Source organism: Cronobacter turicensis, from assembly GCF_041222865.1.
GTDB classification, from domain to species: Bacteria; Pseudomonadota; Gammaproteobacteria; order Enterobacterales; family Enterobacteriaceae; genus Cronobacter; species Cronobacter turicensis.
In genome coordinates, this window is the sequence record NZ_CP165997.1 from 3,755,924 (window position 1) to 3,777,936 (window position 22,013).

16 protein-coding genes are annotated in these 22,013 nt (G+C 59.0%); 3 read left to right on the plus strand and 13 right to left on the minus strand.

The genetic code is table 11. The features are described 5' to 3' along the window. Positions 1-106 precede the first annotated feature (106 nt). Entirely contained in the window at positions 107-1,774 is a 1,668-nt protein-coding gene (gene tsr, locus AB8W27_RS17925; protein ID WP_012815164.1) for a methyl-accepting chemotaxis protein, read from the minus strand. A gap of 561 nt (positions 1,775-2,335) precedes the next feature. On the opposite strand from tsr, the gene AB8W27_RS17930 reads away from it, so the two are divergent. Continuing rightward, positions 2,336-2,695, plus strand: coding sequence for a DUF3592 domain-containing protein (locus tag AB8W27_RS17930; protein WP_012815163.1), 360 nt, complete (start codon positions 2,336-2,338; stop codon positions 2,693-2,695). 66 nt (positions 2,696-2,761) lie between these two features. Here the strand turns inward: AB8W27_RS17930 and AB8W27_RS17935 are convergent, their stop codons facing one another. From AB8W27_RS17935 to ascF, 5 genes are all read right to left on the minus strand, one after another. Next, on the minus strand, positions 2,762-5,809 hold the full coding sequence (locus tag AB8W27_RS17935) for an autotransporter serine protease (RefSeq protein WP_041923151.1): 3,048 nt from the start codon (positions 5,807-5,809) through the stop codon (positions 2,762-2,764). A 654-nt stretch (positions 5,810-6,463) separates the two neighbouring features. Further along, positions 6,464-7,699: a cytosine deaminase gene (gene codA, locus AB8W27_RS17940; protein WP_012815159.1), complete on the minus strand. Its 1,236-nt coding sequence runs from the start codon at positions 7,697-7,699 to the stop codon at positions 6,464-6,466. After that, positions 7,696-8,973 carry a cytosine permease gene (codB, locus tag AB8W27_RS17945; protein ID WP_012815158.1) on the minus strand — a complete coding sequence of 426 codons (1,278 nt, stop codon included), beginning with the start codon at positions 8,971-8,973 and terminating at the stop codon, positions 7,696-7,698. Before codB ends, codA begins: the two co-directional genes overlap by 4 nt. A 214-nt stretch (positions 8,974-9,187) precedes the next feature. Then, complete coding sequence (locus tag AB8W27_RS17950; RefSeq protein ID WP_012815156.1) at positions 9,188-10,618, minus strand: 6-phospho-beta-glucosidase; 1,431 nt, start codon at positions 10,616-10,618, stop codon at positions 9,188-9,190. Positions 10,619-10,631: 13 nt separating this feature from the next. Continuing rightward, positions 10,632-12,095 (minus strand): PTS cellobiose/arbutin/salicin transporter subunit IIBC, encoded by a 1,464-nt coding sequence (gene ascF, locus AB8W27_RS17955; protein ID WP_041923150.1) that lies wholly within the window; start codon positions 12,093-12,095, stop codon positions 10,632-10,634. A 311-nt stretch (positions 12,096-12,406) separates the two neighbouring features. Here ascF and AB8W27_RS17960 point away from each other — a divergent pair, with 311 nt between their 5' ends. After that, positions 12,407-13,429, plus strand: a complete 1,023-nt coding sequence (locus AB8W27_RS17960) for a LacI family DNA-binding transcriptional regulator (protein ID WP_012815154.1) — start codon at positions 12,407-12,409, stop codon at positions 13,427-13,429. Here AB8W27_RS17960 and AB8W27_RS17965 read toward each other — a convergent pair. The 5 genes from AB8W27_RS17965 to AB8W27_RS17985 all read right to left on the minus strand — a co-directional run bounded on the left by AB8W27_RS17965 (position 13,411) and on the right by AB8W27_RS17985 (position 17,743). Then, positions 13,411-13,812, minus strand: coding sequence for a putative T6SS immunity periplasmic lipoprotein (locus tag AB8W27_RS17965; RefSeq protein WP_012815153.1), 402 nt, complete (start codon positions 13,810-13,812; stop codon positions 13,411-13,413). The two genes, AB8W27_RS17960 and AB8W27_RS17965, sit on opposite strands and share 19 nt — an antisense overlap. A 107-nt stretch (positions 13,813-13,919) precedes the next feature. Next, a complete protein-coding gene (locus AB8W27_RS17970; RefSeq protein WP_041923149.1) occupies positions 13,920-14,990 on the minus strand; it encodes a DUF2955 domain-containing protein in 1,071 nt (356 codons plus the stop codon). 2 nt (positions 14,991-14,992) lie between these two features. Further along, on the minus strand, positions 14,993-16,060 hold the full coding sequence (locus tag AB8W27_RS17975; protein ID WP_012815151.1) for an HlyD family secretion protein: 1,068 nt from the start codon (positions 16,058-16,060) through the stop codon (positions 14,993-14,995). A gap of 2 nt (positions 16,061-16,062) precedes the next feature. Then, positions 16,063-16,533: a MarR family winged helix-turn-helix transcriptional regulator gene (locus AB8W27_RS17980; RefSeq protein ID WP_007767089.1), complete on the minus strand. Its 471-nt coding sequence runs from the start codon at positions 16,531-16,533 to the stop codon at positions 16,063-16,065. 136 nt (positions 16,534-16,669) lie between these two features. Next, positions 16,670-17,743: a LacI family DNA-binding transcriptional regulator gene (locus tag AB8W27_RS17985; protein WP_007767072.1), complete on the minus strand. Its 1,074-nt coding sequence runs from the start codon at positions 17,741-17,743 to the stop codon at positions 16,670-16,672. Between the two features lie 272 nt (positions 17,744-18,015). On the opposite strand from AB8W27_RS17985, the gene AB8W27_RS17990 reads away from it, so the two are divergent. Continuing rightward, positions 18,016-19,284, plus strand: coding sequence for a maltoporin (locus AB8W27_RS17990; protein ID WP_041923148.1), 1,269 nt, complete (start codon positions 18,016-18,018; stop codon positions 19,282-19,284). Positions 19,285-19,491: 207 nt separating this feature from the next. On the opposite strand, the gene AB8W27_RS17995 is transcribed toward AB8W27_RS17990, so the two are convergent. Together AB8W27_RS17995 and AB8W27_RS18000 are read right to left on the minus strand one after the other, a co-directional pair. Further along, on the minus strand, positions 19,492-19,809 hold the full coding sequence (locus AB8W27_RS17995) for a glucose PTS transporter subunit EIIB (protein WP_012815148.1): 318 nt from the start codon (positions 19,807-19,809) through the stop codon (positions 19,492-19,494). A gap of 69 nt (positions 19,810-19,878) precedes the next feature. After that, complete coding sequence (locus AB8W27_RS18000; protein ID WP_012815147.1) at positions 19,879-21,939, minus strand: beta-galactosidase; 2,061 nt, start codon at positions 21,937-21,939, stop codon at positions 19,879-19,881. Positions 21,940-22,013 lie beyond the last annotated feature (74 nt).

Genomic DNA, 22,013 nt, shown 5'->3' on the forward strand with positions numbered 1-22,013 from the left:
GCATCGGGTCAGGCGCACGTTTTCCAGCGCGCGTCTGCGCGCGGAATATCAGCCATAAAAAAAGCCCCCGCCGCGTGAGCGACGGGGGCTGATGACATTACAACGCTTAGAACGTTTCCCAGTTATCGCTGCCCTGAGCCACGACAGGCTTCTGGGTAACGACCGGCGCGGCGCTTGCCAGAACCGGGCTTACGCTACGCGGCTTGTCTTGCGCGCGCTGGCTGATACGGAACACGGCGACGGACTGCGTCAGGCGGCTCGCCTGCTCTTCCAGCGCGCTGGCGGCGGCGGCGGACTGCTCCACCAGCGAGGCGTTCTGCTGAGTGACGCGGTCCATCTCGGCGACGGCCAGGCCCACCTGGTCGATACCGCGGCTCTGCTCGTCAGAGGCAGAGGCGATTTCGCCCATAATGTCGGTCACGCGGGTAACCGCGCTGACGATCTCGCCCATGGTTTCACCGGCGCTTTCCACCAGCGTCGAGCCCACGTCCACTTTGCTGACGGAGTCTTCGATAAGGCCTTTAATCTCTTTCGCCGCCTGGGCGCTACGCTGCGCCAGGTTACGCACTTCGCCTGCCACCACAGCGAAGCCGCGGCCCTGTTCGCCCGCGCGCGCGGCTTCTACCGCGGCGTTCAGCGCCAGGATGTTGGTCTGGAAGGCGATGCCGTCAATCACGCTGGTGATATCGGCAATCTTCTGGGAGCTGCCGGCGATGTCGCGCATCGTCTGCACCACGTTATCCACCACTTTGCCGCCTTTCTGGGCGGTTTCCGATGCGCTCAGCGCCAGCTGGCTCGCCTGGCGGGCGTTTTCAGCGTTCTGTTTCACGGTGGCGGTCAGCTCTTCCATGCTGGCGGCGGTTTCTTCCAGAGACGCGGCCTGCTCTTCAGTACGGGAAGAGAGATCATTGTTACCGGCAGAGATTTCGCTCGCGCCGCTGTAAATCGCATCCGCGCCGTTACGCACTTCACCCACGGTACGCACCAGTTCGCCCTGCATATGCTTAATGCTGGCGGCCAGTTGGCCCATTTCGTTCGTGCCGTCGACCTCAATCTCACGCGCCAGGTCGCCGCCCGCGATATGGCGAATGCTGTCGATAAGACGGTTCAGCGGGGCGATAAGGGTATTCTGGATACCGAACCAGACGCAGACAATGACGCCCAGCACGACGGCCAGCACGCCGACCAGGATCCAGATAGCCATGCTGTAGGAGCTGTTGCTGCCTTCCACGGCGATGTCATACAGGCGGTCGTTCTGCGCCATATATTCGGTGTAGGCTTTTTCGAAACCGTCCTGATATTTCTGGGTCGGCTGGTCGAAGAATTCGTTGATTTTCCCGGCCGCGAGCAGCTGAATCAGCTCCGCCAGCGCACCGTGATAGATGTCGTAGTTACGCTTGATCTCCTGCGCGTACTCTTCGCTCTGACGCGGGTCGCGCGGCAGGGCCTGGTACTCCGCCCAGTGCGTTTCCGCCTGTTTCAGCGAGCTGCTGGCAATCTGCATCAACTCCTGCACCGTGGCGCCGCTGCCAATGTTGCTCGCATCCATCATGTGACGGATACCGGCGCGGTTTAAGGTGTTACGGGTCTGGATCAGCGCGACCCAGCTACCGTTCAGCGTGGACTGCTGCTGGCGGATAGTTTGCAGAACCGTAAAATTTTCCTTGTCACTTTTGATGGCATTAAAGAACAGGCCACCGGAAGCCATTTGCAACAGACCGAACAGGGCCAGAACAAACAGCAAACTGGTTACAACTTTTATGCGGTTTAACATGGTTTCTCTTCCCGATACGACAGATGGAGAGAGTTTCGGCATGAAAACCAAAAACTTTATAAGGATAAGCGCCGGTGCAGACCGATTTTTGTACTAACTTTGGTGGGTAAAGCGCCATAAACACGCAGTGTGTGACGCAGGTCATATTGCCACTGGCGGGAATACAAATTAAGCAGCGCTTAATTTCGGATTTAAGTATGACGAAATCGCGCCTAAGCGCAAAGTGTTAGCCATTTGCTCGAAAGTGAAAAGTGGAAATTTACCTGGCAACGGATCGGGTTCACAGACTGATGACTGATTAAGAATAAGCCAGACATAAATAGTGAAACTGAAGCTATTAAAATAATAACACGAGTGAACTATTCATTTTAACGAATAACTTATTCTGCATAAAACAGTTTTTTATCAGTATGATGCCCGCTTGAGTATTGGCTGACATAAAAGCATGGCATTTTTAAGGGTAGGTACCATGACACCGCTAAATCGCCATATTCTTAGCTCTCCAGGATGCCGTAAGCAGAGAGCGGGTGACAATTTTAGCGACAGGGAGAATAAGCAATAATGGCTGAGTTTTTTCTTACTCTTGCCGGCGCTGTGCTGGTGATTATCGTTATTTATTGGATCATCTCATTTCAAATGGCAAGAGAGGCAAAGTTTAAGGCCGCTGCCATCCGGGTCGATGCCCGCATTCTCGAAATGAGATACTCCAGCTCCTCGGACTCCGGAAGCGTGACGTATAAAATGAAGGTCACCTTCATGACGGAAAATGGCCCAGCGACGGCCGTGGGTTCTGCGACGTTATCGCCTCCAGGCATGATTTACGTTAAGGACCACAAAACCCTGCCGACGTATTACTTAAAAGAAAATCCGCAGAAAATATTAATTGCCACGGATGAGATCCCCGACCTGCTGTCGCAGTAATACCTCTCAACAATAAAGGCGCCCTCCGTGGCGCCTTTATTCATTACCGCAAGCGATGCCGGCTTATCAGAAGTTCCAGCTAAAGCCTGCGTTCACGCTGTTGTCCTGATAGTTCTCGGAAATCAGCCCGCTGTAGCCGAGCGAGAGATGCGCGTTGCGGTTCACCGCGACTTCCGCGCTCGCTTTCAGCACCGTGCCGTCGCGCGAGGCCGAAACGCTGTTGGTGACAAACGGCGTGCTGCTGCCCTGGAATTTCAGGCCAGTGGCGCGATCGAGCTCGCCATACTGATGCTGCCAGCCCACTTCGCCGCGCAGCGCCACCGTGGTTTCTGCGGTGGCGTCCCACTCCAGGCCCGAACGCAGGCCCAGCGTGGAGAACGTGGCGTCGGTGTGCTGCTTGTCGCCATGCAGCGCCGTCGCCCCGCCCTGCTCGCGGATGCGGTTGTTTTCAAAGTTCACGTAAGAGACGTTCGCAAACGGCTCGACGCTCACCATGCCTGCAGCCAGCTGATAACCGGCCTCCGCGAAGAACTGCTCGGTACGGGCGTTATATTTCGCGTCGCTATGGTCAGACTGCGAACCAAAGCTGACGGAACGGCTGGTGTCGAAACGGTGCCAGGTGTAACCCGCACCGGCGCGCAGCGCCAGCTCGCCCAGCTGTTTACCGCCGTAGACCGCCAGATGGTAGTTATCGCTGTCCGCATTCGCGCCGTAGCCGCCGTCAAGCGAGGTGCGGGTGTAGCCGGTCGCAACCCCCATGCGCCAGTCGTCGGCATACGCGGAATCAAGGCCCAGCAACACGCCGTAGGTTGACGCCTGATAACCGGTGGCGTTCGCATCGCCGGAGGCGTGATCCCACGCGCCTAACAGCTTCGCCCACGCGCCGCCGTCATCGGCCGCGACTGGCGAGACGCTGGTCAGCCCTTCCGCCTGACGCAGACGCTCATTCAGCGTATCGCGCAGATAGCGGCTGTCGTTAATCTGCGCCGAGGCGATATCCGCGTGGATCTGCCCGCCCAGTTGACGGAACGCCTGACGCGCCTGCGCCGCCGAACCGGTCGAGAGGAGGCTCTCATACAGCGGGTTGCCCGCGCCGAGCGTTTCCAGCGCGCCGGCGACCGCGCGGCCGTTGGCGGTATCCGCGACGCTCGCGAACGTGGTGTCGTTACGCGCCACATCCAGCGTTACCTGGCCGCCCGCGTAGCCCAGCGAGGTGCCGAGGAAGAGATAATCAGGCGCCACGCTGTCGAACTGACCGGTCACGCCGTTCGTCGCCGACAGGATGTTGTATTGCTGGCCCAGCAGGCTGCGAACCTCCGCCTGGCTCAGCAGATTACCGCTGTTCTCAAGCGATACCGCGACTTCGCCGCCGTTCAGCGCGATAGCGCCCGTGGCGTTAATCACGTCGCTGCGCCCGTCCGGCGAGACTTCCACCGCGTAGCGCGAACCTGGCTGGAACGTGACGTCGCCATTCACATTCAGCGTGCCGATGGAGTTGCCGGGGGCAACGGTGCCGCCGCGCGCCGCCGTGAGCGAGCCAACCGTACCGTTACCCGCCAGCACGCCCTGCTGCTGCACGGTCACGTCGGAAGTGACGGAGCCGTTCACCACCAGCAGGCCGTCATTCACCAGCGTCGGGCCGGAATAGGTGCTTGAGCCAGTGAGCCACAGCGCGCCCGCGCCCTGTTTCGTCAGGCCGCCGTGGCCGGAGATATCGTTCGACCAGACATCCATCGCGCACTGAATATCGCGACAGGTGCGCGCCAGTGGGGTGCCCGCTTCCACTTCCTCGCCAATGCCCGGAATATCAGCGATAAACTGCGAGGAGCCGTAAGCCACGCCCTCCGGGTCCGGCACACGGAATTCTTCAGGAATATCGTCCACGGTGTAGAACATGCCCGGCCCGTGGATCGCCTTGCTGAGATCGATCATCCCCCAGCCATAAAGCGCGTCGATGCCAGGATCGCCCATATCCACCGTGGTGGTTTTCAGCACCTGGGCTATCTGCTCGCCGGTCATATACGGGAAGCGCTCCATCAGCACCGCCACGCTGCCCGCCACGTGCGGCGCGGCCATGGAGGTGCCGCTGTAGTTGGCGTAATCCGTCGTCAGCGTCTCAGGGCTGGTGCCCTCAATCACCGAACTGTAAATCCGGCTGCCCGGCGCCGAGACGCAGAAACTTGCGGTGTAACCGCAGCGGGAGGAGAACGTACTGATGGTGTACGGCACGCTGTTGGTGGAGGCCGGATCTTTCATTACGCTTGCGACAGACAGCCAGTTCGGCGCGATATCCGGCACAAAGTACGCGAGGCCTGCTATCGCATCCGGGTTGTTGAGGTTGTAGTCGTTACCGGCGGCGAAAATGGTGACGATGCCACTGCGGGCCGCGTCGATAGCGCCCTGATACGCGCCGCCCGGTTTGGTGCCGAGGATCGCTTTGATCTGATCGAACTGCGCCTGCGCGTCGGATACGGTGAAGTGCGGATACGCCGGATCTTTCCCGCCCTGATCGAATTTCTCGGTAATGCCGATACCCCAGCTGTTATTGATGATGCGCGCGCCGCTGTCCATCAGCGCATGCCAGCCCGCCTCATATACCGCGCCGTCATTGCCGAGAATAATCCCGTCTTCCGGGCCGGGGTCGCCGTTTTCGGCGCTGATGATCTGCGCGTTAAACGCGACGCCGTGCATCGGCCCGCCGTCGCGGCTGCCTGCCGCAATACCACCAACGTGGGTGCCGTGCGCGCCCAGCTCGCCATCGGAATCCACAGACGGCGTACCGTCATAGCGGAAAGGATCGCCTTTTTTCACCGGAATATACGGATCGGTATATTCACGAATACCTTCGGTGACGAGGTTAATGACCTTATCGGTGCCGGAAAATTCCGGGTGCTTTGCGTAAACCGGCTGATCGAAAATACCGAGCTTAATGCCTTTACCGGTATATCCCGCCGCATAGGCTTCATCGGCGTGAATAGCGCCAAGCCCCCACTCCGCATTAAATTCGCTGCTGCGCCAGCTGGCGGCATCGCCCGCTTTGCCCTGCTCAATATAATTACTCGCGGCCGCCTGCCCGATACCGGCCAGACCTAACGCTATCGCCACCGCACTCATACGAATACGGCGCCCGCCCCGTGCAGGCGAATATCCCGCCTGAACAGGTTCTGCTGCTCTGCTTCTGTTGATCATCCCAGAGACCGTCCATTGATTGTGAGTTTGCAAGGGGCCAGACGCGCCAGCCCTTATTGTCATAGGTATTGCGCGCGGCCTCGCCGGCCGCTGCGAATAACAATGTTAAGCAGAATTTATTTATTTGCGCCAGTGCGGATAAAGAGGGGTGAAAATTAAAAAGGTGAGCTGCGTCATACTATTTTTCTATCGATTTCGCCGTTTCCGGCCTTTAAAAAACCCCGGCGCGGCACGCGTTATCACGCCCCGCAGCTTATTTGCCGCTTCGCTTATTTTATTGCTTCTCAGAAAATCATGTAAAATTAACCGATTACCATGAATGAACTATAAGCAGAAAAATAGTTATTTTTTGAAAATATAAACATCAAAAACTACCAGACATAATATTTACGACGCTTTTCTAAATTATGCATAAATAAAAATTAAAAAAGCCTATGGCGCATTTTCAGCCTTTTAGGACGTTTCTTAAAAATGAATAAAAAATAACCGAATTTTGTTTGTTCATGGAAATAACGCAGTTGAGAGATAAAAAAAGCGCCCGCAGGCGCTGATGAAATAAAGAGAGTAATACCGGCCTTGTTACGTATAGCGCAGCGTTTCCGGCTCACGGCGCAAAATCACCTTGCCGTGGCGCACGGAATAACGCGCCTTCGCCTGGCGGCGCACCACTTCGTAATCATCCGGCGCATCCAGTATCACGAGATTCGCCGGTCGTCCTTCATACAGGCCGTAGTTATCGCCAAGGTTCATCGCCCGTGCGCTGTTGTCGGTCACGAGATCCAGGCTGCGTTTGAGATCCTCATACCCCATCATGTGACAGATATGCAGCCCGGCGTCGAGCACGCGCAGAATGTTGCCGTTGCCGAGCGGATACCACGGATCTTTAATCGAGTCCTGCCCGAAACAGACGTTCAGTCCCGCGCGGTCCAGCTCCGCCACGCGCGTCACGCCGCGCCGTTTCGGCCAGGTATCGAAACGCCCCTGCAGATGAATGCTCTCGGTCGGGCAGGAGACAAAGCTTAAGCCAGCGCGTTTGAGCAGGCGAAACAGCTTTGAGCAGTAGGCGTTATCGTAAGAGCCCATCGCCACCGTGTGGCTCGCCGTCACCCGCGCGCCCATGCCGCGCACGCGCGTCTCTTCCGCCAGCACTTCCAGAAAGCGCGACTGCGCGTCGTCGGTTTCATCGCAGTGTACATCCACGAGACAGCCAGTGCGCTCGGCCAGATCCATCAGGAATTTCACCGAGCTGACGCCCTGCTCGCGGGTGTTCTCAAAATGCGGAATGCCGCCAACCACATCCGCGCCCATCTCCACGGCCTGCTCCATCAGCGCCCTGCCCTGTGGGAAAGATTCGATACCCTCCTGCGGGAACGCGACGATTTGCAGATCGATAAGATGGCGCGCCTCTTCTTTCACTTCCAGCATCGCTTTCAGCGCGGCGAGCGTCGGGTCGGTCACATCCACATGGGTGCGCACGTGCTGGATGCCGTGGTCGCGCAACATGCCGATAGTCTCATGCGCGCGGCGTTTGGTGTCCTCATGGGTGATAGTGGCTTTACGCTGGCCCCAGCGCTCAATGCCTTCAAACAGCGTGCCGCTCATGTTCCACTCAGGCTCGCCCGCCGTCAGGGTGGCGTCCAGATGAATATGCGGCTCGACCAGCGGCGGGATAACCAGCCCGCCCTGCGCATCCAGATCGTTCTCATTGGGTGCCTGCATCGCCGGCTGCGGCGTAATGGCTTTAATGATCCCGTCGTCCAGCACGAGCGTGAACCAGCCTTCGCGGCGGCGTAAACGGGCATTAACGATATTCATAACGGCTCCTTTGAGTAAGTCGGTGAGAGCGGCTCACGGCTCCGCCCGCGCGCCAGGCGCACAAACAGAAGATAGCTCGTCGCCGACACCGCGATGCCCACCAGCGGGGCGACCCACGGCGAAAAGTACGCGGTCAGCGCGCCGAGCGCGTAAGCGGCAAGCCCCGCATAGTTGAAGCGCGGCAGACGGGCCTCGCTGAGCGCCGGGTAACGTCCGCGGCGGTGAAACACATAGTCGGCGATGATCACCCCGCCGACCGGCGGAATTATGCTGCCGAGCAGCACCAGAAACGGGATCAGCAACTCATACATCCCGCCGATGGCCAGCAAAATGCCGATGCCCGCGCTCGCGACGGTGAGCGTGCGGCGGCGTTCGCTGCGCAGTAAATGACAGGCGGCAGCAGAAACGTTATAAATCGTCGGCCCCTGAATGGTCCACAAATTCAGACACAGCATGATGACCGCCGCCACCGACAGCCCCTGCAACGTCATCACCGCCACGATATCCGCTTGTTGATACACCACCGCGCACCATGCGCCCGCGACCACCATCAGCCCGTTGCCGATGAGAAAGCTAATCAGGCTGCCGGTAATGGCGGTGCCGCTGCTGCGCGCCATGCGCGTCCAGTTGGTGGCCTGGGTCGCGCCGCTCGCGAACGTGCCGAAGACCATCGTGATGGCCGCCGACCAGCCCAGCGTTTCGGTGGGTTCAATGCGCTGCATCGCCTGCCAGCCGCCCGCGTGGCGGGTTGCAATCCACATCGAGGCCACCAGCAAAATAAACATCAGCGGCACCGAAACGCGCGAGAGCAGATCCAGCCCGCGATACCCCACCAGCGCCGTGACGCAGAACGCGAGGCCGAAGAAAACCATCAGCGGCGTGGTGAGCCATTCCGGCAGCGCCAGCAGTTTCACCAGCGTGATGGCGACTGTCGCGGTGCCCCACGCGTACCAGCCAAGCTCCGCGAAGCCGAGCAGGAAATCGGAGAGCTTGCTGCCCTTCTCGCCAAAACAGAAGCGGCCCATTAATACGGTATTCAGCCCGCTGCGGGCGGCTATCCAGGCAAGCGCCGCCGCATAGAGTGCCAGCAGCAGATTGCCGATCGTGGCTATCCAGAGCATTTCAACAATCGGAAAGGCGACGCCGAGCTTGCCGCCCGCAAACATCGTGCCGGTGAAAAAAGTAAAGCTGAACAGCACCATCGAAATAGAGAGCAGGCCTTTGCGCCCGGCGGCGGGCGCCTCGCTTAACGGGAATTCGGTGTTGGCTGACATAACGAGTCCTTTGCGAAAGATAAAACGCGGGTGGACAGAGATTCAGCAAGTTATGTGCCAGAAATCGGCGGGCGGAATGGGGGCGTTTTTCGTCATAACGTGAAAACGACGCCCTGCGGTTGTGCAACGCGGCGCGCTTTGCACTGTTGGCGGGAGCGTAAAACAGACGCGCGCCGCCATGGACGGCGACGCGCGTTATAACGGATTGCGGGGATCAGTCGAGATCGGCGCCGTTGCTGGCGATCACTTTTTTATACCACCAGAACGATTTCTTACGCTTGCGCTCCAGCGTGCCGCGGCCCTGGTCGTCGCGATCCACCCAGACGAAACCGTAGCGTTTGCTCATCTCGCCGGTGGAGGCCGACACCAGATCGATGCAACCCCAGGTGGTGTAGCCCATCACCGGAATGCCGTCTTCAATGGCTTCGCGCATCGCGCGGATGTGCTCGCGCAGATAACTGATGCGGTAGTCATCTTCGATTTCGCCGTTTTCATTAAAGGCGTCTTTCGCGCCGAGGCCGTTTTCCACCAGGAACAGCGGTTTCTGGTAGCGGTCATACATCATGTTCATGGTGATGCGCAGTCCCAGAGGATCGATCCCCCAGCCCCATTCGCTCGCCTCGATATACGGGTTTTTCAGCGATTTCACGATGTTCGCGGCGTTAGTCACCTGACTGTTCATATCCGCCGAGGCGCAGCGCGAGGCGTAGTAGCTAAACGAGACGAAATCGACGGTATCTTTAAGGATCTCGTCATCCTCCGGCCCTTTTTCAATCACGATGCCTTTTTCACGAAACAGGCGCTGCGTATAGGCCGGGTACGCCCCGCGCGCCTGCACGTCGATAAAAAACAGGTTTTCGCGGTCTTTCTCCAGCGCCGCCCAGACATCCTCCGGCTTGCAGGAGTAGGGGTAGAAGTTGCCGCCCGCCAGCATGCAGCCCACCTGGTTTTGGGGGTTCACTTCATGTGCGATGCGGGTGGCGATGGCGCTGGCGATAAGCTCGTGGTGCGCGGCCTGGTATTTCACCTGTTCATGGTTTTCGCCCGGCTCAAACGCCAGGCCTGCGCCGGAGAACGGGCTGTGCAGCAGAATGTTGATCTCGTTGAAGGTAAGCCAGTATTTCACCAGCCCGTCGAACGCTTCAAAGCAGGTGCGCGCGTAGCGGGTAAAAAACTCCACCATTTTACGGCTGCGCCAGGAGCCATATTCCGTCACCAGATGCATCGGCACGTCGAAGTGGCAGAGCGTCACCAGCGGCTCGATGTTGTATTTTTTGCACTCGCTGAACAGCGCGCGGTAGAAGGCGATGCCCTCTTCGTTCGGCGTCTGTTCATCGCCGTTCGGGTAAAGACGGCTCCAGGCGATCGACGTGCGAAACACCGTAAAGCCCATCTCGGCCATCAGCGCGATATCTTCTTTATAGCGGTGATAGAAATCGATCGCCTCGTGGCTCGGGTAAAACTCATCGTCGCGCCAGCCGACGCGCTTATCGAGCCCGAGCTTTACCGCCAGGCGGTTCGGGCCGTGCGGCAGCATATCGACCGTCGTGGGGCCTTTGCCGCCCTCGCGCCACGCGCCTTCCGCCTGGTTTGCCGCAATCGCGCCGCCCCATAAAAATCCTTCGGGAAAAGTGTTGTTATCCATACGCGTCCTCTGATTAATTCGGTTTTACTGCGGGCGCCTGCGCGCTGAAGTCCGCAGGCTGCGGGTTTTCGCGGGCGGGCTCGGGCGTTTCGACGGGAATATCGTCAAAGCCCAGCACCAGCGTCAGGATGAACGACAGCACCACCGCCAGCGCCATCACCCCAAAGACCCAGACGATCGTCATCGGGTGGGCCGGATCGAAAAACTGCACGCTGGTAAACAGCCCCGGCGCCGCCATTGAGTGGCTCGCAAGCCCCGCAAGGCCCGCCACCGCGCCGCAAACGAAGCCGCTAATCAGGCTCGCCACCAGCGGGCGTTTAAGCCGCACCGCCACGCCGTACAGCGCAGGCTCTGAAATACCCGCCACAATGGCGGATGCCGCCGCGGCCAGCGCCGTCTGGCGCAGTTCCGGGTTGCGGGTGCGCCACGCCACCGCCAGCGACGACCCGCCAAGCGACAGGTTGGCCCCGATTTCCGACGGCATCACCATGCCCTCTTTGCCGGTTTCGGCGATGGTCTGGATGATGGTCGGCGTAAACACGCGGTGCATACCGGTCATCACCAGCAACGGCCAGAGCGCGCCCATGATCGCCACCGACAGCCAGCCCAGATAGTCATGGATGGTGTACACCACTGACGAAATACCGCTGCCGATCCAGATGCCAATCGGGCCAATCAGCATGATGGCGATGGGCGAGGCGATCAGCACAATCAGCATCGGTTTCAGGAAGTTCTTGGTCACCGCTGGCGTGATCTTGTCCACCCAGCGTTCAATATAGGAAAGTATCCAGGTCATGCAGAGCGCCGGGATCACGGTATAGGTATATTTTACCGCCGTGACCGGGATGCCAATGAAATCCACCGGTTGCCCCTGCGCGGCTTTGGCCATCAGGTCAACAAAGTTCGGGTGCACCAGCACGCCCGCAATGGCGATCGCCAGCGACATATTGGTTTTGAATTTAATCGCGGCGGAGGCGGCCACCATGATCGGCAGGAAGAAAAACGCGCCGTCGCCAATCACGTTCAGAATGGTCAGCGTCGGCGCGCCCTTCTCAACCATGCCCGACATCTCCAGCACCATCGCCAGCAGTTTAACCATCGAGCCGCCGATGATAGCCGGGATCAGCGGCGACATGGTGCCGATCAGCGCATCGAGAATGCCCGCGCCGATGCGCCGCAGGGTGATTTTGTCGTTGCGCGGCAGCGCGCGCTCGACCCGTGCGCCTTCCGGCAGCAGTTTCAGGACCTCGGCATACGCCTGCGATACCGTATTGCCGATGATGACCTGGCACTGGTTGTCGCTGCGCACCACGCCCAGCACGCCAGGGATCATCTTAAGGCGCGCCGCATCCACGGCGCTGTCGTCGTTCAGCACAAAGCGCAGGCGCGTCATGCAGTGCGTGACCGCCGCCACGTTACCGCCACCGCCAATCGCCTCGACTACCGCGCGCGCCAGCGCTACGTAATTCTTTGACATGATGGTGAAATCTCTCGTTATCACACGCCGTAGCGTCAGAGCCGCTTCTGCGCGTTTATTATTTTAAATTCAGGTACTTGTCAGGAATCACGGCGTGAGACGCCGCGTCGCGCTGACAGGATGATGTAATAGGTAACCGGTTCCACATTAGAGTGGTTGCGGTTATAAAACAGATCAACTGAAATTTAATCTGGCTTTAAAATCTGTGATGGAGATCGCCATGAAGCAGCCGTAAGCGTGCGCGACATGCCTGCCGCTTTACGGGGAAATGTGTAGAATGTGCGGCACCTAAGCCGAGCCGGAGGGATAACATGTCGACAATGCAGGAAGTGGCCAAAAAAGCAGGCGTATCAAAGGCCACCGTGTCTCGCGTGCTGTCCGGCAAAGGGTATGTGAGCGAGGAAACCCGCAAACAGGTGTTCGAAGCCATCGACGCGACCGGCTACCGGCCTAACCTGCTGGCGCGCAATCTGGCGACCAATACCTCCCAGTGTATCGGGATGGTGGTCACCAACACGCTGTACAGCGGCAGTTACTTCAGCGAAATCCTCTCGCGCGCGGCGAAAAAGCTGGAAGAAAATGGCCGCCAGTTGATTCTGGTGGACGGTAAACACAGCGCCCGCGAAGAGCGCGAGGCGATTGAGTTTCTGCTCGATTTACGCTGCGACGCCATCATCCTCTACCCGCGCTTTCTCGGCGTTGACGACATCGACGACATCATCAGCCAGACCCGCCAGCCGGTGATGGTGGTGAACCGCAAGCTGCGTAAACATCAGAGCCACTGCGTCTGCTGCGACCACAAAGGCGCCAGCTTTAACGCCACCCGCGCGCTGCTTGAGCGCGGACACCGCGAGATCGCATTTATTACCGGCTCGCCTGACTCCCCTACCGCGCTGGAGCGTCTGGCGGGCTACAAAGAGGCGCTGCGCCAGCACGGCATTACGCCCGCGCCATCGCTGATTGTGGAAGGCAAATGGACGCCGGCAAGCGGCGCGCAGGCGGTGAATACGCTGCTGGAAAGTGGCGTGGCATTCAGCGGGCTTATCGCCAGCAACGACGATATGGCGGTCGGCGCGCTGAAAGCGCTGACGGACGCGGGGGTTCAGGTGCCGCAGCAGGTGTCGCTGATAGGCTTTGACAACAGCCCCACCGCGCCCTTTTTAAGCCCGGCGCTCGCCAGCGTCAAAGACCCCGTCACCGACATGGTTCACGAGACGATAAACCGCCTGATCGCCATGCTCGATGGCGGTTATCTCTCACGCGACAACCTGTTCGTTTCAGAGCTTATCCTGCGCGATTCGGTGGGGAACGGGCCTTACTGTGCCCGCTCGTAAGTGGCGCTGATTTTTAACGGGAAAGCCTCAGCCGTCGCGAAATGCGCGGTGAATAAGCGGAGCGGACCACCTTTAAGGCTCTGGAAATAGTAATACGCCGAATAGCGGTTGCCGGGGCGGTAACTGAAACCCAAATCGGGTAGACACTGCCCGCGCGCCACGCGGCGCCTTGCTTCGGGCAGCCGCGATTCCATTAAGGACTCTCCTTTCTCGCTGTATATCTCAACCGAGCGGATGACCTCATCAGGTTTATTCGCCACCAGCAAACAGACCGTATCGCCGCGCGCCATTACCGCGGCTGGCTCTTCGAGAGATATCCTGTCCGCACCGGAAGGGCACCCCGTCAGTAAACCGGTTAGCATCACGCCAAGCAGGCGTTTCATCTTCCCTTTTCCTTCGCATTTCCTGATGCGTGAGAGTAACGCGTTGCTCGCGAAAGCGCCTGTCAACGCGCCGAAAATCCGCCTTTTTCAGATTCGCATCAGGTGCCTTACGGCTCGCTTTTCACCACGTAACGGGTGGCGGCGAAGCGGTTTAAAATCAGGTGCACTAAAAACACCATCGTGAGCGTGATAAGCAGCGACACGGTGACAGAACTGATGCGGTAGAGATCGCTGAAAACCAGATCGGTGTCGGGGTGAAGATTCTGCCCGAACATGATGCCAAGGGTGGTGATGCTGGCAAACCCGACGCCCGCGCCGACTTTTTCCATCACGTGCAGCCGGGCGCTGAAGGCAAAGCCGAGCGCGATAAGCGGCATCATCAGCACCATATGGCTGCTGTGATCGTAGAGCACGAGTTGCACCAGCAGCACATAGAGACAGCCAATCACCACGCCGACCACGCGCCACAGCGAGCTTAACACCGCGCCGCGGTAGTGCATGGGAAAGAGGATCAGGATGCCCGCCATCAGCGCCGAGAGCGAGTCGCTCAAATCCGCCATCTGAAACACCACGAAATTGAGCGTCGCTACCGTGCCGGAAAGCAGGTATTCATGGCGCACTCGCGCGGCGTCTTTTTCAATCAGCGGCGGCGGCTTGCGCGGTTCAACGTCCGGCAGCAGATAGTGCATCAGCGCGCTTAACCCCACGGCCATGACGCTCGCTTCCATATTGGAAAACAGCAGCGTGTGCCAGTCACTGGTCGGGTAGCTCATAAAGTTGAGCATCACGCTCTGGCAGACGACGCCCATCGAGCCGAAGAGAAACAGCGGCCCTTTGCTCATAAAGCGAAATCGCATTACGTAGAGCGCAAACACCACGCCGGTCATGATGACCGGCCATTGCGCAAGATAGCCAACGATAATCACCATTTCGACGCAGTTCAGCGCCGCGCTGAAGATAAACTGCTTCGCGACGTGGCGGTTAAAGACCGGCACCAGCGACAGCAACATGATCGGGTAAATAACGAAAAAGACCCCGTAACTGGTGTTATAGAAGCTCGAAATACTGAGCGCCGTGACACCCGCCACCATGATGCGCAGCGTCTGGCGGAAATCGTTCGCCGTGTAGACGATGTTGCCATGCGGGGTGAAGACCCGCGCCAGCGTGTTAATGGACATGGTTAATACACATAATGCAGCAGGCTGATAAGGTGGATCTGTAGGCCGGAGAAGAAGCGGGCAAACGGACCTTCGCTGTTATAGAGCTGCACGGTGGCGCGCGCGCCGGTCGGCAGCGACGCAGGCAACGGCTCGTCCAGCGCCACGTGAATACGCATACGGCGCGCGTCGCGCACCCAGCGGTTCGACTCCTCCGGCTGCGACAGCTGGCCGTTCACCGCCTGCTGACCGGCGAGTATCCCGGCGTCGTGACTGGTGACGTGCGCATGGAACACCTGGCCTGGCAGCGCGTCGAACACCACCGCGGCGTCGGTGCCCACGTGCGTGTGGCGCAGGCTCTTCTCGCGAAAATCCGCCACGATATCGGTGTGCTCGCTCACCAGCGCCAGCGCGGGCGTACCGGCGGCGGCAAACCAGCCGGGGCTTAATTGCAGATTGCTGACGGTGCCGTCGGCCTCGGCGCGGATCTGCGTCCAGCCGAGATTGAGCTGCGCGTCCTGCAGGGCGTTGCGGTATTTTTGTATTGTGACGTTGCGGTTGTCGTCGCGTTCGCCGCGCTCAATGGTCAGTTCGTTGATTTTCGCCTCCAGTTGCGCCACCGCCTGATCGCTGGTCTGCCAGGTGGTGCGCACCTTATCAAGATCCTGCTGCGAGACGTTTTGCAGCGCGCTCAGGCGCTGGTAGCGGTCAAAGGTGACTTTATCGTTGCGGGCCGTCAGGCGGGCGGTGTTGAGGTTAGCCCTGGCGGCGACAATCTGCGCGTCCAGTTGCTCGTTAGTCAGCCGCGCCTGGCGCAGCGCGATGTCCGCCGCCTCGACGCGGTTGGTAAACGGCGCGGCATCCAGCTCAAACAGCAGATCGCCCTTTTTCACATGGTTGTTATTGGCGACATGCACCGCCGCCACGTAGCCTGAAACACGCGAGGAGACGGGCGTCACCACGCGCATCACGGTGGAATCCGGCGTCAGCGGGATCCAGATATCGGCGAGAATGAAGTAAACGAACATCGCCAGGAAAGTGGCAATACTCACCCTTACCCAGCGGGCAAACTTTTGTTCCGGAGTCATCATAGTTATTGTGCGTTGTTAGCGTCTTCGTCGCGGATCGTGCGCAGATTACGCGCGATCTGGTTTAGTGTGTCGCTGAAGATGTCCATATCCTGCGCGGGAATATTTTGTGACACGCGCGCCTGGTAGCCCTCAATCACCGTCGTGAGCGTGGCGAGCATCGCCCGCCCTTCGTCGGTAAGAGAAACCAGGCGAATGCGTTTGTCCCAGGGTGACTGACTGCGCACCAGATAGCCTTTGCTTTCAAGGCATGTCAGGGTGCGCATGAGCGGCGGCAGTTCAATGCCCTGCACCTGCGCCAGTTCGCTGACCGAAAGATTATCCCCCTGCTGATCGAGCTGCATCAGCACCGTCCAGCCAGACTGCGTCAGGCCGGTGTCGGTTATCGCGCTATCAATAATGGCGCGCCACTGACGCACAATCATCGCCATGCGCATGCCCATCGGACGGCGGGCAAACCGTTCATCTTCTGTCATCGGGGGCTCCCTTCAGTTAGCGGGAGGGCAACTTAATACTTATCAGGGTAAGTATCAAGAAACAGGCGGGAGAAAAGCATGGATTGCGAAACGAACGGGCCGCCGCTTACGCATCAGCGGCCCGTGGCGGGCGGGGTTACTGGCTGAGGCGGCTTGCGATAAGCCGCAGTTCATCGGCGATTTTGCGCATATCCGGGGTGTTGTCTTCACGCGGGCCCGTGGAGTGACGAATCACCAGCCGCGCCGGGAGAATGGAAGAGAGCCGCGAGGCGTCGCTTTCGCTCGCTTCAAGCAGCCTGCGCACCGCCTCTTTACCCTGCATATCGAGATCGAGCGACACGGTGGTCAGCGCCGGGTAGAAAAACGAGCTTTCGTAAGTGTCATCGTAGCCGATCACCGATTTCTGCCCCGGAATGGAGAGCTGCTGCTGATGAAACGCGCTCAGCACGCCAAGCGCCATCTGATCGTTCGCCACCAGCACGGCGGTAAAATGCGGCGCCTCGCGCAGCATTTGCAGCGCGCCCGCATAGCCGCTCTGCGCATCCCAGTTGCCATGCAGTACGCTCACCGGCGTTAACCCGTAGCTCTCCAGCGTCTCCAGCCAGCTTTTGAGGCGCAGCCGGGCGGAAACCGAACGCTCCGGGCCCGACAACAGCGCGATATCGCGATGCCCTAACTCATATAAATACTTCACGCTCGCGCGCGTGCCGTCAGCCGGATTAAAAGAGACGTTAAACACCGAGCTGTACGGGTCCACGTCCAGGAACAGGCACAGGATGTCGTCGTTATCAGCGGCGATTTTCTCCGCCGCCTGCGTCTCCAGCGGTACGTTGATGATAACCTTATCCACCAGCTGCGACTTGAGCTCGTTGATAGAATCCTGAATGCCCTGGCTGACGTTCTCATCGATCATGGAGATCAAGACCTGGTAGCCATCCAGATTTGCGTAACGTTTCACCGCCGCCGCCACCTGCGAAGGCGCATGCAGCGCAAGCGACGTGGTGACCAGGCCAAGCGTCATGCTCTGCTTGCCGACCAGCTGCTGCGCCAGCCGGTTAGGCACATAACGCAGATGCGCAATCGCCTCTTCTACCTTGCGGCGCGTGGCTTCAGAGACATTGGCAGACTTATTCAGTACACGAGACACCGTCTGGTAGGAAACCCCCGCGTGGCGGGCGACGTCTTCCAGTGTGGCGCTTTTAGACTTCATGTTCCGGTTCCTTTTTCGTGGGCTGCGCTGATTGTAACAGGGGCCAGCCGGAAAAACCTTTTCTGCACAAATCCCCGTTATCCTTCCTCTTGTTAAAGTACTACGTTCACAATACATAAAACTCGTGAGAAGCATCACCATTTGTTACAAAACTGCCTGATTTCTTTGCACTGAGTCACAATTAATTAAGATCAAAATTGCCTGATATTTCGCAAAGGCGTTTTATGGCTGCGGTTATGTGAACGTAATACAAAACAATAAAAGAGGTTACTATGAACACTACGCTACGCACAGTGGCCGTTGCGTTAGCCGCCGCGCTGACTTCACCTTGCGTGCTGGCTGCGTCATCTTCTGTACCCATTGATTTTCATGGCTATTTGCGTGGCGGCGTGGGCGTCTCGCAGGATGGTGGCCAGGAAGAGTGGCAGAAAAACAAGCTGGGGCGTCTCGGTAACGAAACCGACACCTACGGCGAAGTTGAACTGGGCTCTGAAGTCTACAAGAAAGATGAAGTTAGCTTTTATGTCGACAGCATGGTCAGCATGGTGTCCGACGGCTCCAACGATAACGAAAGCACCCTTAACGACGACGCCCAGTTCGGCCTGCGTCAGTTAAACCTGCAAATTAAAGGGCTGGTCCCGGGCGATCCGAACGCGGTTATCTGGGGCGGCAAGCGCTATTACCAGCGCCACGATCTGCACATCATCGATACTAAATACTGGAACATCTCCGGCTCCGGCGCGGGGATCGAAAACTACACCGTAGGCCCGGGCGCGGTCTCCTTCGCGTGGATCCGCGGCGACGCCAACGATCTTGATTACCGCGTGGATGGCGATAACGACGTTAACATCAACTATCTGGATCTGCGTTACGCAGGCTGGAAGCCATGGACAGGCGCCTGGACGGAGTTTGGCATCGACTACGCCATGCCGAACCCGACCGACAAACAGAAAGAATACGGCGGCCTGTATGAAGCCGACAACGGCGTGATGCTGACCGGCGAAATCAGCCAGGACATGCTCGGGGGCTATAACAAACTGGTGTTGCAGTATGCCAACAAAGGCCTCGCGCAGAACATGGTCTCGCAGGGCGGCGGCTGGTATGACATGTGGAACTACGTCAACGACGCCACCGGCTATCGCGTCATCAATACCGGTTTAATTCCGATTACCGATAAGTTCTCGTTTAACCATGTGCTGACCTGGGGTTCGGCGGACGACATCACCGCTACGACCGATAAATCGCGCCTCCTCTCGCTGGTAGGCCGCGGCCAGTATCAATTCACGCAGTATGTGCGCCTCATCGGGGAAGTGGGCGGGTTTTACCAGAAAGAGACCTATAGTAACGGCACGCATGGCAAGCAAAGCGGCGAGAAATACACTATCGCGCTTGGCCTCGCCGATGGCCCGGAATTTATGTCGCGTCCGGAGCTGCGCGTGTTCGCCTCTTATCTGAACGATTCGCAGCACAATAAAGCGTTACAGGATGGCACCGCTAACGATACCTGGAACTTCGGTGTTCAGGTGGAGGCCTGGTGGTAAGCAAACGTCCCTGACGCTAACAGCGCGTCAGGCGTTGCGGGCGGCGGCCCGAAACCGCCGCCCGCAGGCGTTGTCTCATGGCAGACACGCAGAAGTAAGCGTTGTATCTCTGAGTTATGGCACTGCCATCACGGCGTAACGGCCGCTGGCGCACCCTCGTTGCCTTTTGCGGGATAACCTTTTATGCAGGGTTATCCCGTTTTTTTATCACTCGCTTCTGAAACGCTCATCCAGCAGTTTGCGCAGCGCGTCGGACTGTTTACCGAAAATCGCATGCACTTCCTGGCCGAGAATAATCACCCCCAGCGCTCCTTCCGCCTGCAACGCTTCGGTATCGACGCGGGTAAGCTCTTTAACTTTCACGCGCAGACGCGTCATGCAGGCGTCCACGCTTTCGATATTCTCCTGTCCGCCGAAATCCGCCACCAGACGCGCGATCTGCGCGCGCTCCGGATCGGTTAACGCCTGGGTACTGGCGGGCTGCGGGCGGGTGACGTGGTGCAGAAACGATTTCAGGCTAACCATAGCGGCTCCTTTTTCAGACCAGATAATAAAAAAGCGCCCGTTCGGTTGAACGGGCGCGCAGGGAAAAACTCAGGCGAGGCGGCGGCGCAGAATGCGGCAGCCCCAGGGGGCGAGCGACAGCCTGCCGCTCAGCGCATCGCCGGTCAGCATATCGGCGCAGCCCTCCGGCAGCGTCACCGACTGCGGCGCGCCGGTGTAGTTTTCAACGAAGATAAACGCGGATTCGCCATCGTGGCGGGCATGCGCGGTGACGCCCGGCGGGAAATCCGCCGCCAGCGCGCGCGTCAGCGACAGCTCGCTGATGAGGTTGCCGAAGAAATCGCGCTGGAAGGCAAGATCGTTACGCGAGGCCACATACCAGGCCTTGCCCGCGCCTAATGCGTTCACCGTCACCGCCGCGCGTCCGGCATAGAAATCGTCGCGGTAGGTGGCGAGCGCCGTCGCGCCTTCGGTGTGGATGAGATCGCACAGATGGCGCACCTGATACGGCCCCTGCAAGCCCGCCTCGTTGCCCGCCAGCCCCTGAATCAGGTTGCGTTCGCCGTCGGCAAGGCAGTCTATCTCTTCCGCCCAGATGCCCAGCAGCTTGCGCAGCGGGCCGGGGAAACCGCCGAGATGGCAGAGATCGGTTTCATTGACGATGCCGCTCCAGTAGGTCGTCACGAAGTGGCCGCCCTGTTCGACAAAGGCTTCAACGCGCGGCGCAAACCCGTCGCGCACCATGTAAAGCATCGGCGCGATAACCAGCTTATAGGCGCTCAGATCAGCGTCGGCGTTAATGATATCGACCGCGATCCCCTGCTCCCAGAACGGCCGGTAGTGCTCGGCGACGGTCTTTTCATACTCCAGCCCCAGGTTGCGCGGGCCCTGCGCGTCGTCCATCGCCCAGCGGCTTTCCCAGTCGAAAATCACCGCCACCTGCGCGTCTACCCGCGCGCCGGCCACCGGATCAAGCTGGCTTAGGATATCGCCAAGCTGCGCCACTTCGCGCCCGATACGGGTATCGATATGGCCGACGTGATCCACCACCGCGCCGTGGAATTTCTCCACCGAGCCGCGGCTCTTGCGCCACTGGAAGTACTGCACCGAATCCGCGCCGTGCGCCACCGCCTGCAGTGAAGAGAGAATATGCATCCCCGGCTTTTTCAGCTTGCTGGTGGGCTGCCAGTTGGTCGTGCCCGGCGTCGATTCCATCAGCACAAACGGTTTACCGTGCTTTAACGTGCGCATCAGGTCGTGATACATCGCGGTATAGCAGGCAAGCTCGGTTTCGTCTTTATCGCGGTGCCACATCGGGTAGCTGTCCCAGGAGATAAAATCGAGCGGTTCGGCGAGCTGCCAGTAGTCGTAATCGTAGAAATACTCCATGAAGTTGGTGGTGGCCGGTAATTCCGGGTTCACCGCTTTCAGCGGGGCCAGTTCGTGACGACAGAAATCGGTCACCTGCGCGGTGTTAAAGCGCCGCCAGTCCAGATTCAGGCCGTGAATGGTGTTTTCACCCTGCGGCGCCGGGGATTCAATCTGCGACCAGTCGGTAAAGGTGTGGCTCCAGAAGGTGCTCCACCACGCCTCGTTGAGTTTATCGAGCGTGCCGTAGCGCGCTTTCAGCCAGCCGCGGAAATTCGCCTGGCATAAATCGCAGTGACACTCGCCGCCATATTCGTTGGAGATATGCCAGCCGAGCACCGCCGGATGGTGCGCGTAACGCTCCGCCAGCAGGCGGTTGATGGTCGCGGTTTTGTCGCGGTAGACCGGTGAACTCATGCAGTGGTTATGACGGCCGCCATGCAGCGCCGGAACGCGGTCGCGCCCGACGCGCAGCACCTGCGGGTATTTTTGCGACATCCAGGCCGGACGCGCGCCGCTCGGCGTGGCGAGAAAGACATGAATGCCGCCCTGATACAGCTTGTCGATAATCTCGTCGAGCCACTCGAAGCGAAACACGCCTTCTTCAGGCTCCAGTTTCGCCCAGCTGAAAATACCCACCGACATCACGTTGCATTTCGCCTGCTGCATCATGGCGATATCGCTCTCCACCGTGCCGGGGTAGTTCTCCCACTGCTCCGGGTTGTAGTCCGCGCCGTGCAAAAGGGCGCTGACCTTCGGACTTAAAGGCGCAAATTTGTTCATTGACAGGCTTCCTGATACGGCATACCCGTCCGTTCTCACCCGCCAGGCGTCACGGCCTGCCAGGTGAAAGCATC

Excerpts from the sequence above, each read along its gene's own strand:
- AB8W27_RS17970 (WP_041923149.1), bottom strand. The coding sequence starts at position 14,990 with ATGTCCATTAACACGCTGGCGCGGGTCTTCACCCCGCATGGCAACATC.
- AB8W27_RS17965 (WP_012815153.1), bottom strand. The coding sequence starts at position 13,812 with ATGAAACGCCTGCTTGGCGTGATGCTAACCGGTTTACTGACGGGGTGC.
- tsr (WP_012815164.1), bottom strand. The coding sequence starts at position 1,774 with ATGTTAAACCGCATAAAAGTTGTAACCAGTTTGCTGTTTGTTCTGGCC.
- AB8W27_RS17930 (WP_012815163.1), top strand. The coding sequence starts at position 2,336 with ATGGCTGAGTTTTTTCTTACTCTTGCCGGCGCTGTGCTGGTGATTATC.
- ascF (WP_041923150.1), bottom strand. The coding sequence starts at position 12,095 with ATGTCAAAGAATTACGTAGCGCTGGCGCGCGCGGTAGTCGAGGCGATT.
- AB8W27_RS17960 (WP_012815154.1), top strand. The coding sequence starts at position 12,407 with ATGTCGACAATGCAGGAAGTGGCCAAAAAAGCAGGCGTATCAAAGGCC.
- AB8W27_RS17975 (WP_012815151.1), bottom strand. The coding sequence starts at position 16,060 with ATGATGACTCCGGAACAAAAGTTTGCCCGCTGGGTAAGGGTGAGTATT.
- AB8W27_RS17935 (WP_041923151.1), bottom strand. The coding sequence starts at position 5,809 with ATGAGTGCGGTGGCGATAGCGTTAGGTCTGGCCGGTATCGGGCAGGCG.
- AB8W27_RS17950 (WP_012815156.1), bottom strand. The coding sequence starts at position 10,618 with ATGGATAACAACACTTTTCCCGAAGGATTTTTATGGGGCGGCGCGATT.
- AB8W27_RS17995 (WP_012815148.1), bottom strand. The coding sequence starts at position 19,809 with ATGGTTAGCCTGAAATCGTTTCTGCACCACGTCACCCGCCCGCAGCCC.
- codB (WP_012815158.1), bottom strand. The coding sequence starts at position 8,973 with ATGTCAGCCAACACCGAATTCCCGTTAAGCGAGGCGCCCGCCGCCGGG.
- AB8W27_RS17990 (WP_041923148.1), top strand. The coding sequence starts at position 18,016 with ATGAACACTACGCTACGCACAGTGGCCGTTGCGTTAGCCGCCGCGCTG.
- AB8W27_RS17985 (WP_007767072.1), bottom strand. The coding sequence starts at position 17,743 with ATGAAGTCTAAAAGCGCCACACTGGAAGACGTCGCCCGCCACGCGGGG.
- AB8W27_RS18000 (WP_012815147.1), bottom strand. The coding sequence starts at position 21,939 with ATGAACAAATTTGCGCCTTTAAGTCCGAAGGTCAGCGCCCTTTTGCAC.
- codA (WP_012815159.1), bottom strand. The coding sequence starts at position 7,699 with ATGAATATCGTTAATGCCCGTTTACGCCGCCGCGAAGGCTGGTTCACG.
- AB8W27_RS17980 (WP_007767089.1), bottom strand. The coding sequence starts at position 16,533 with ATGACAGAAGATGAACGGTTTGCCCGCCGTCCGATGGGCATGCGCATG.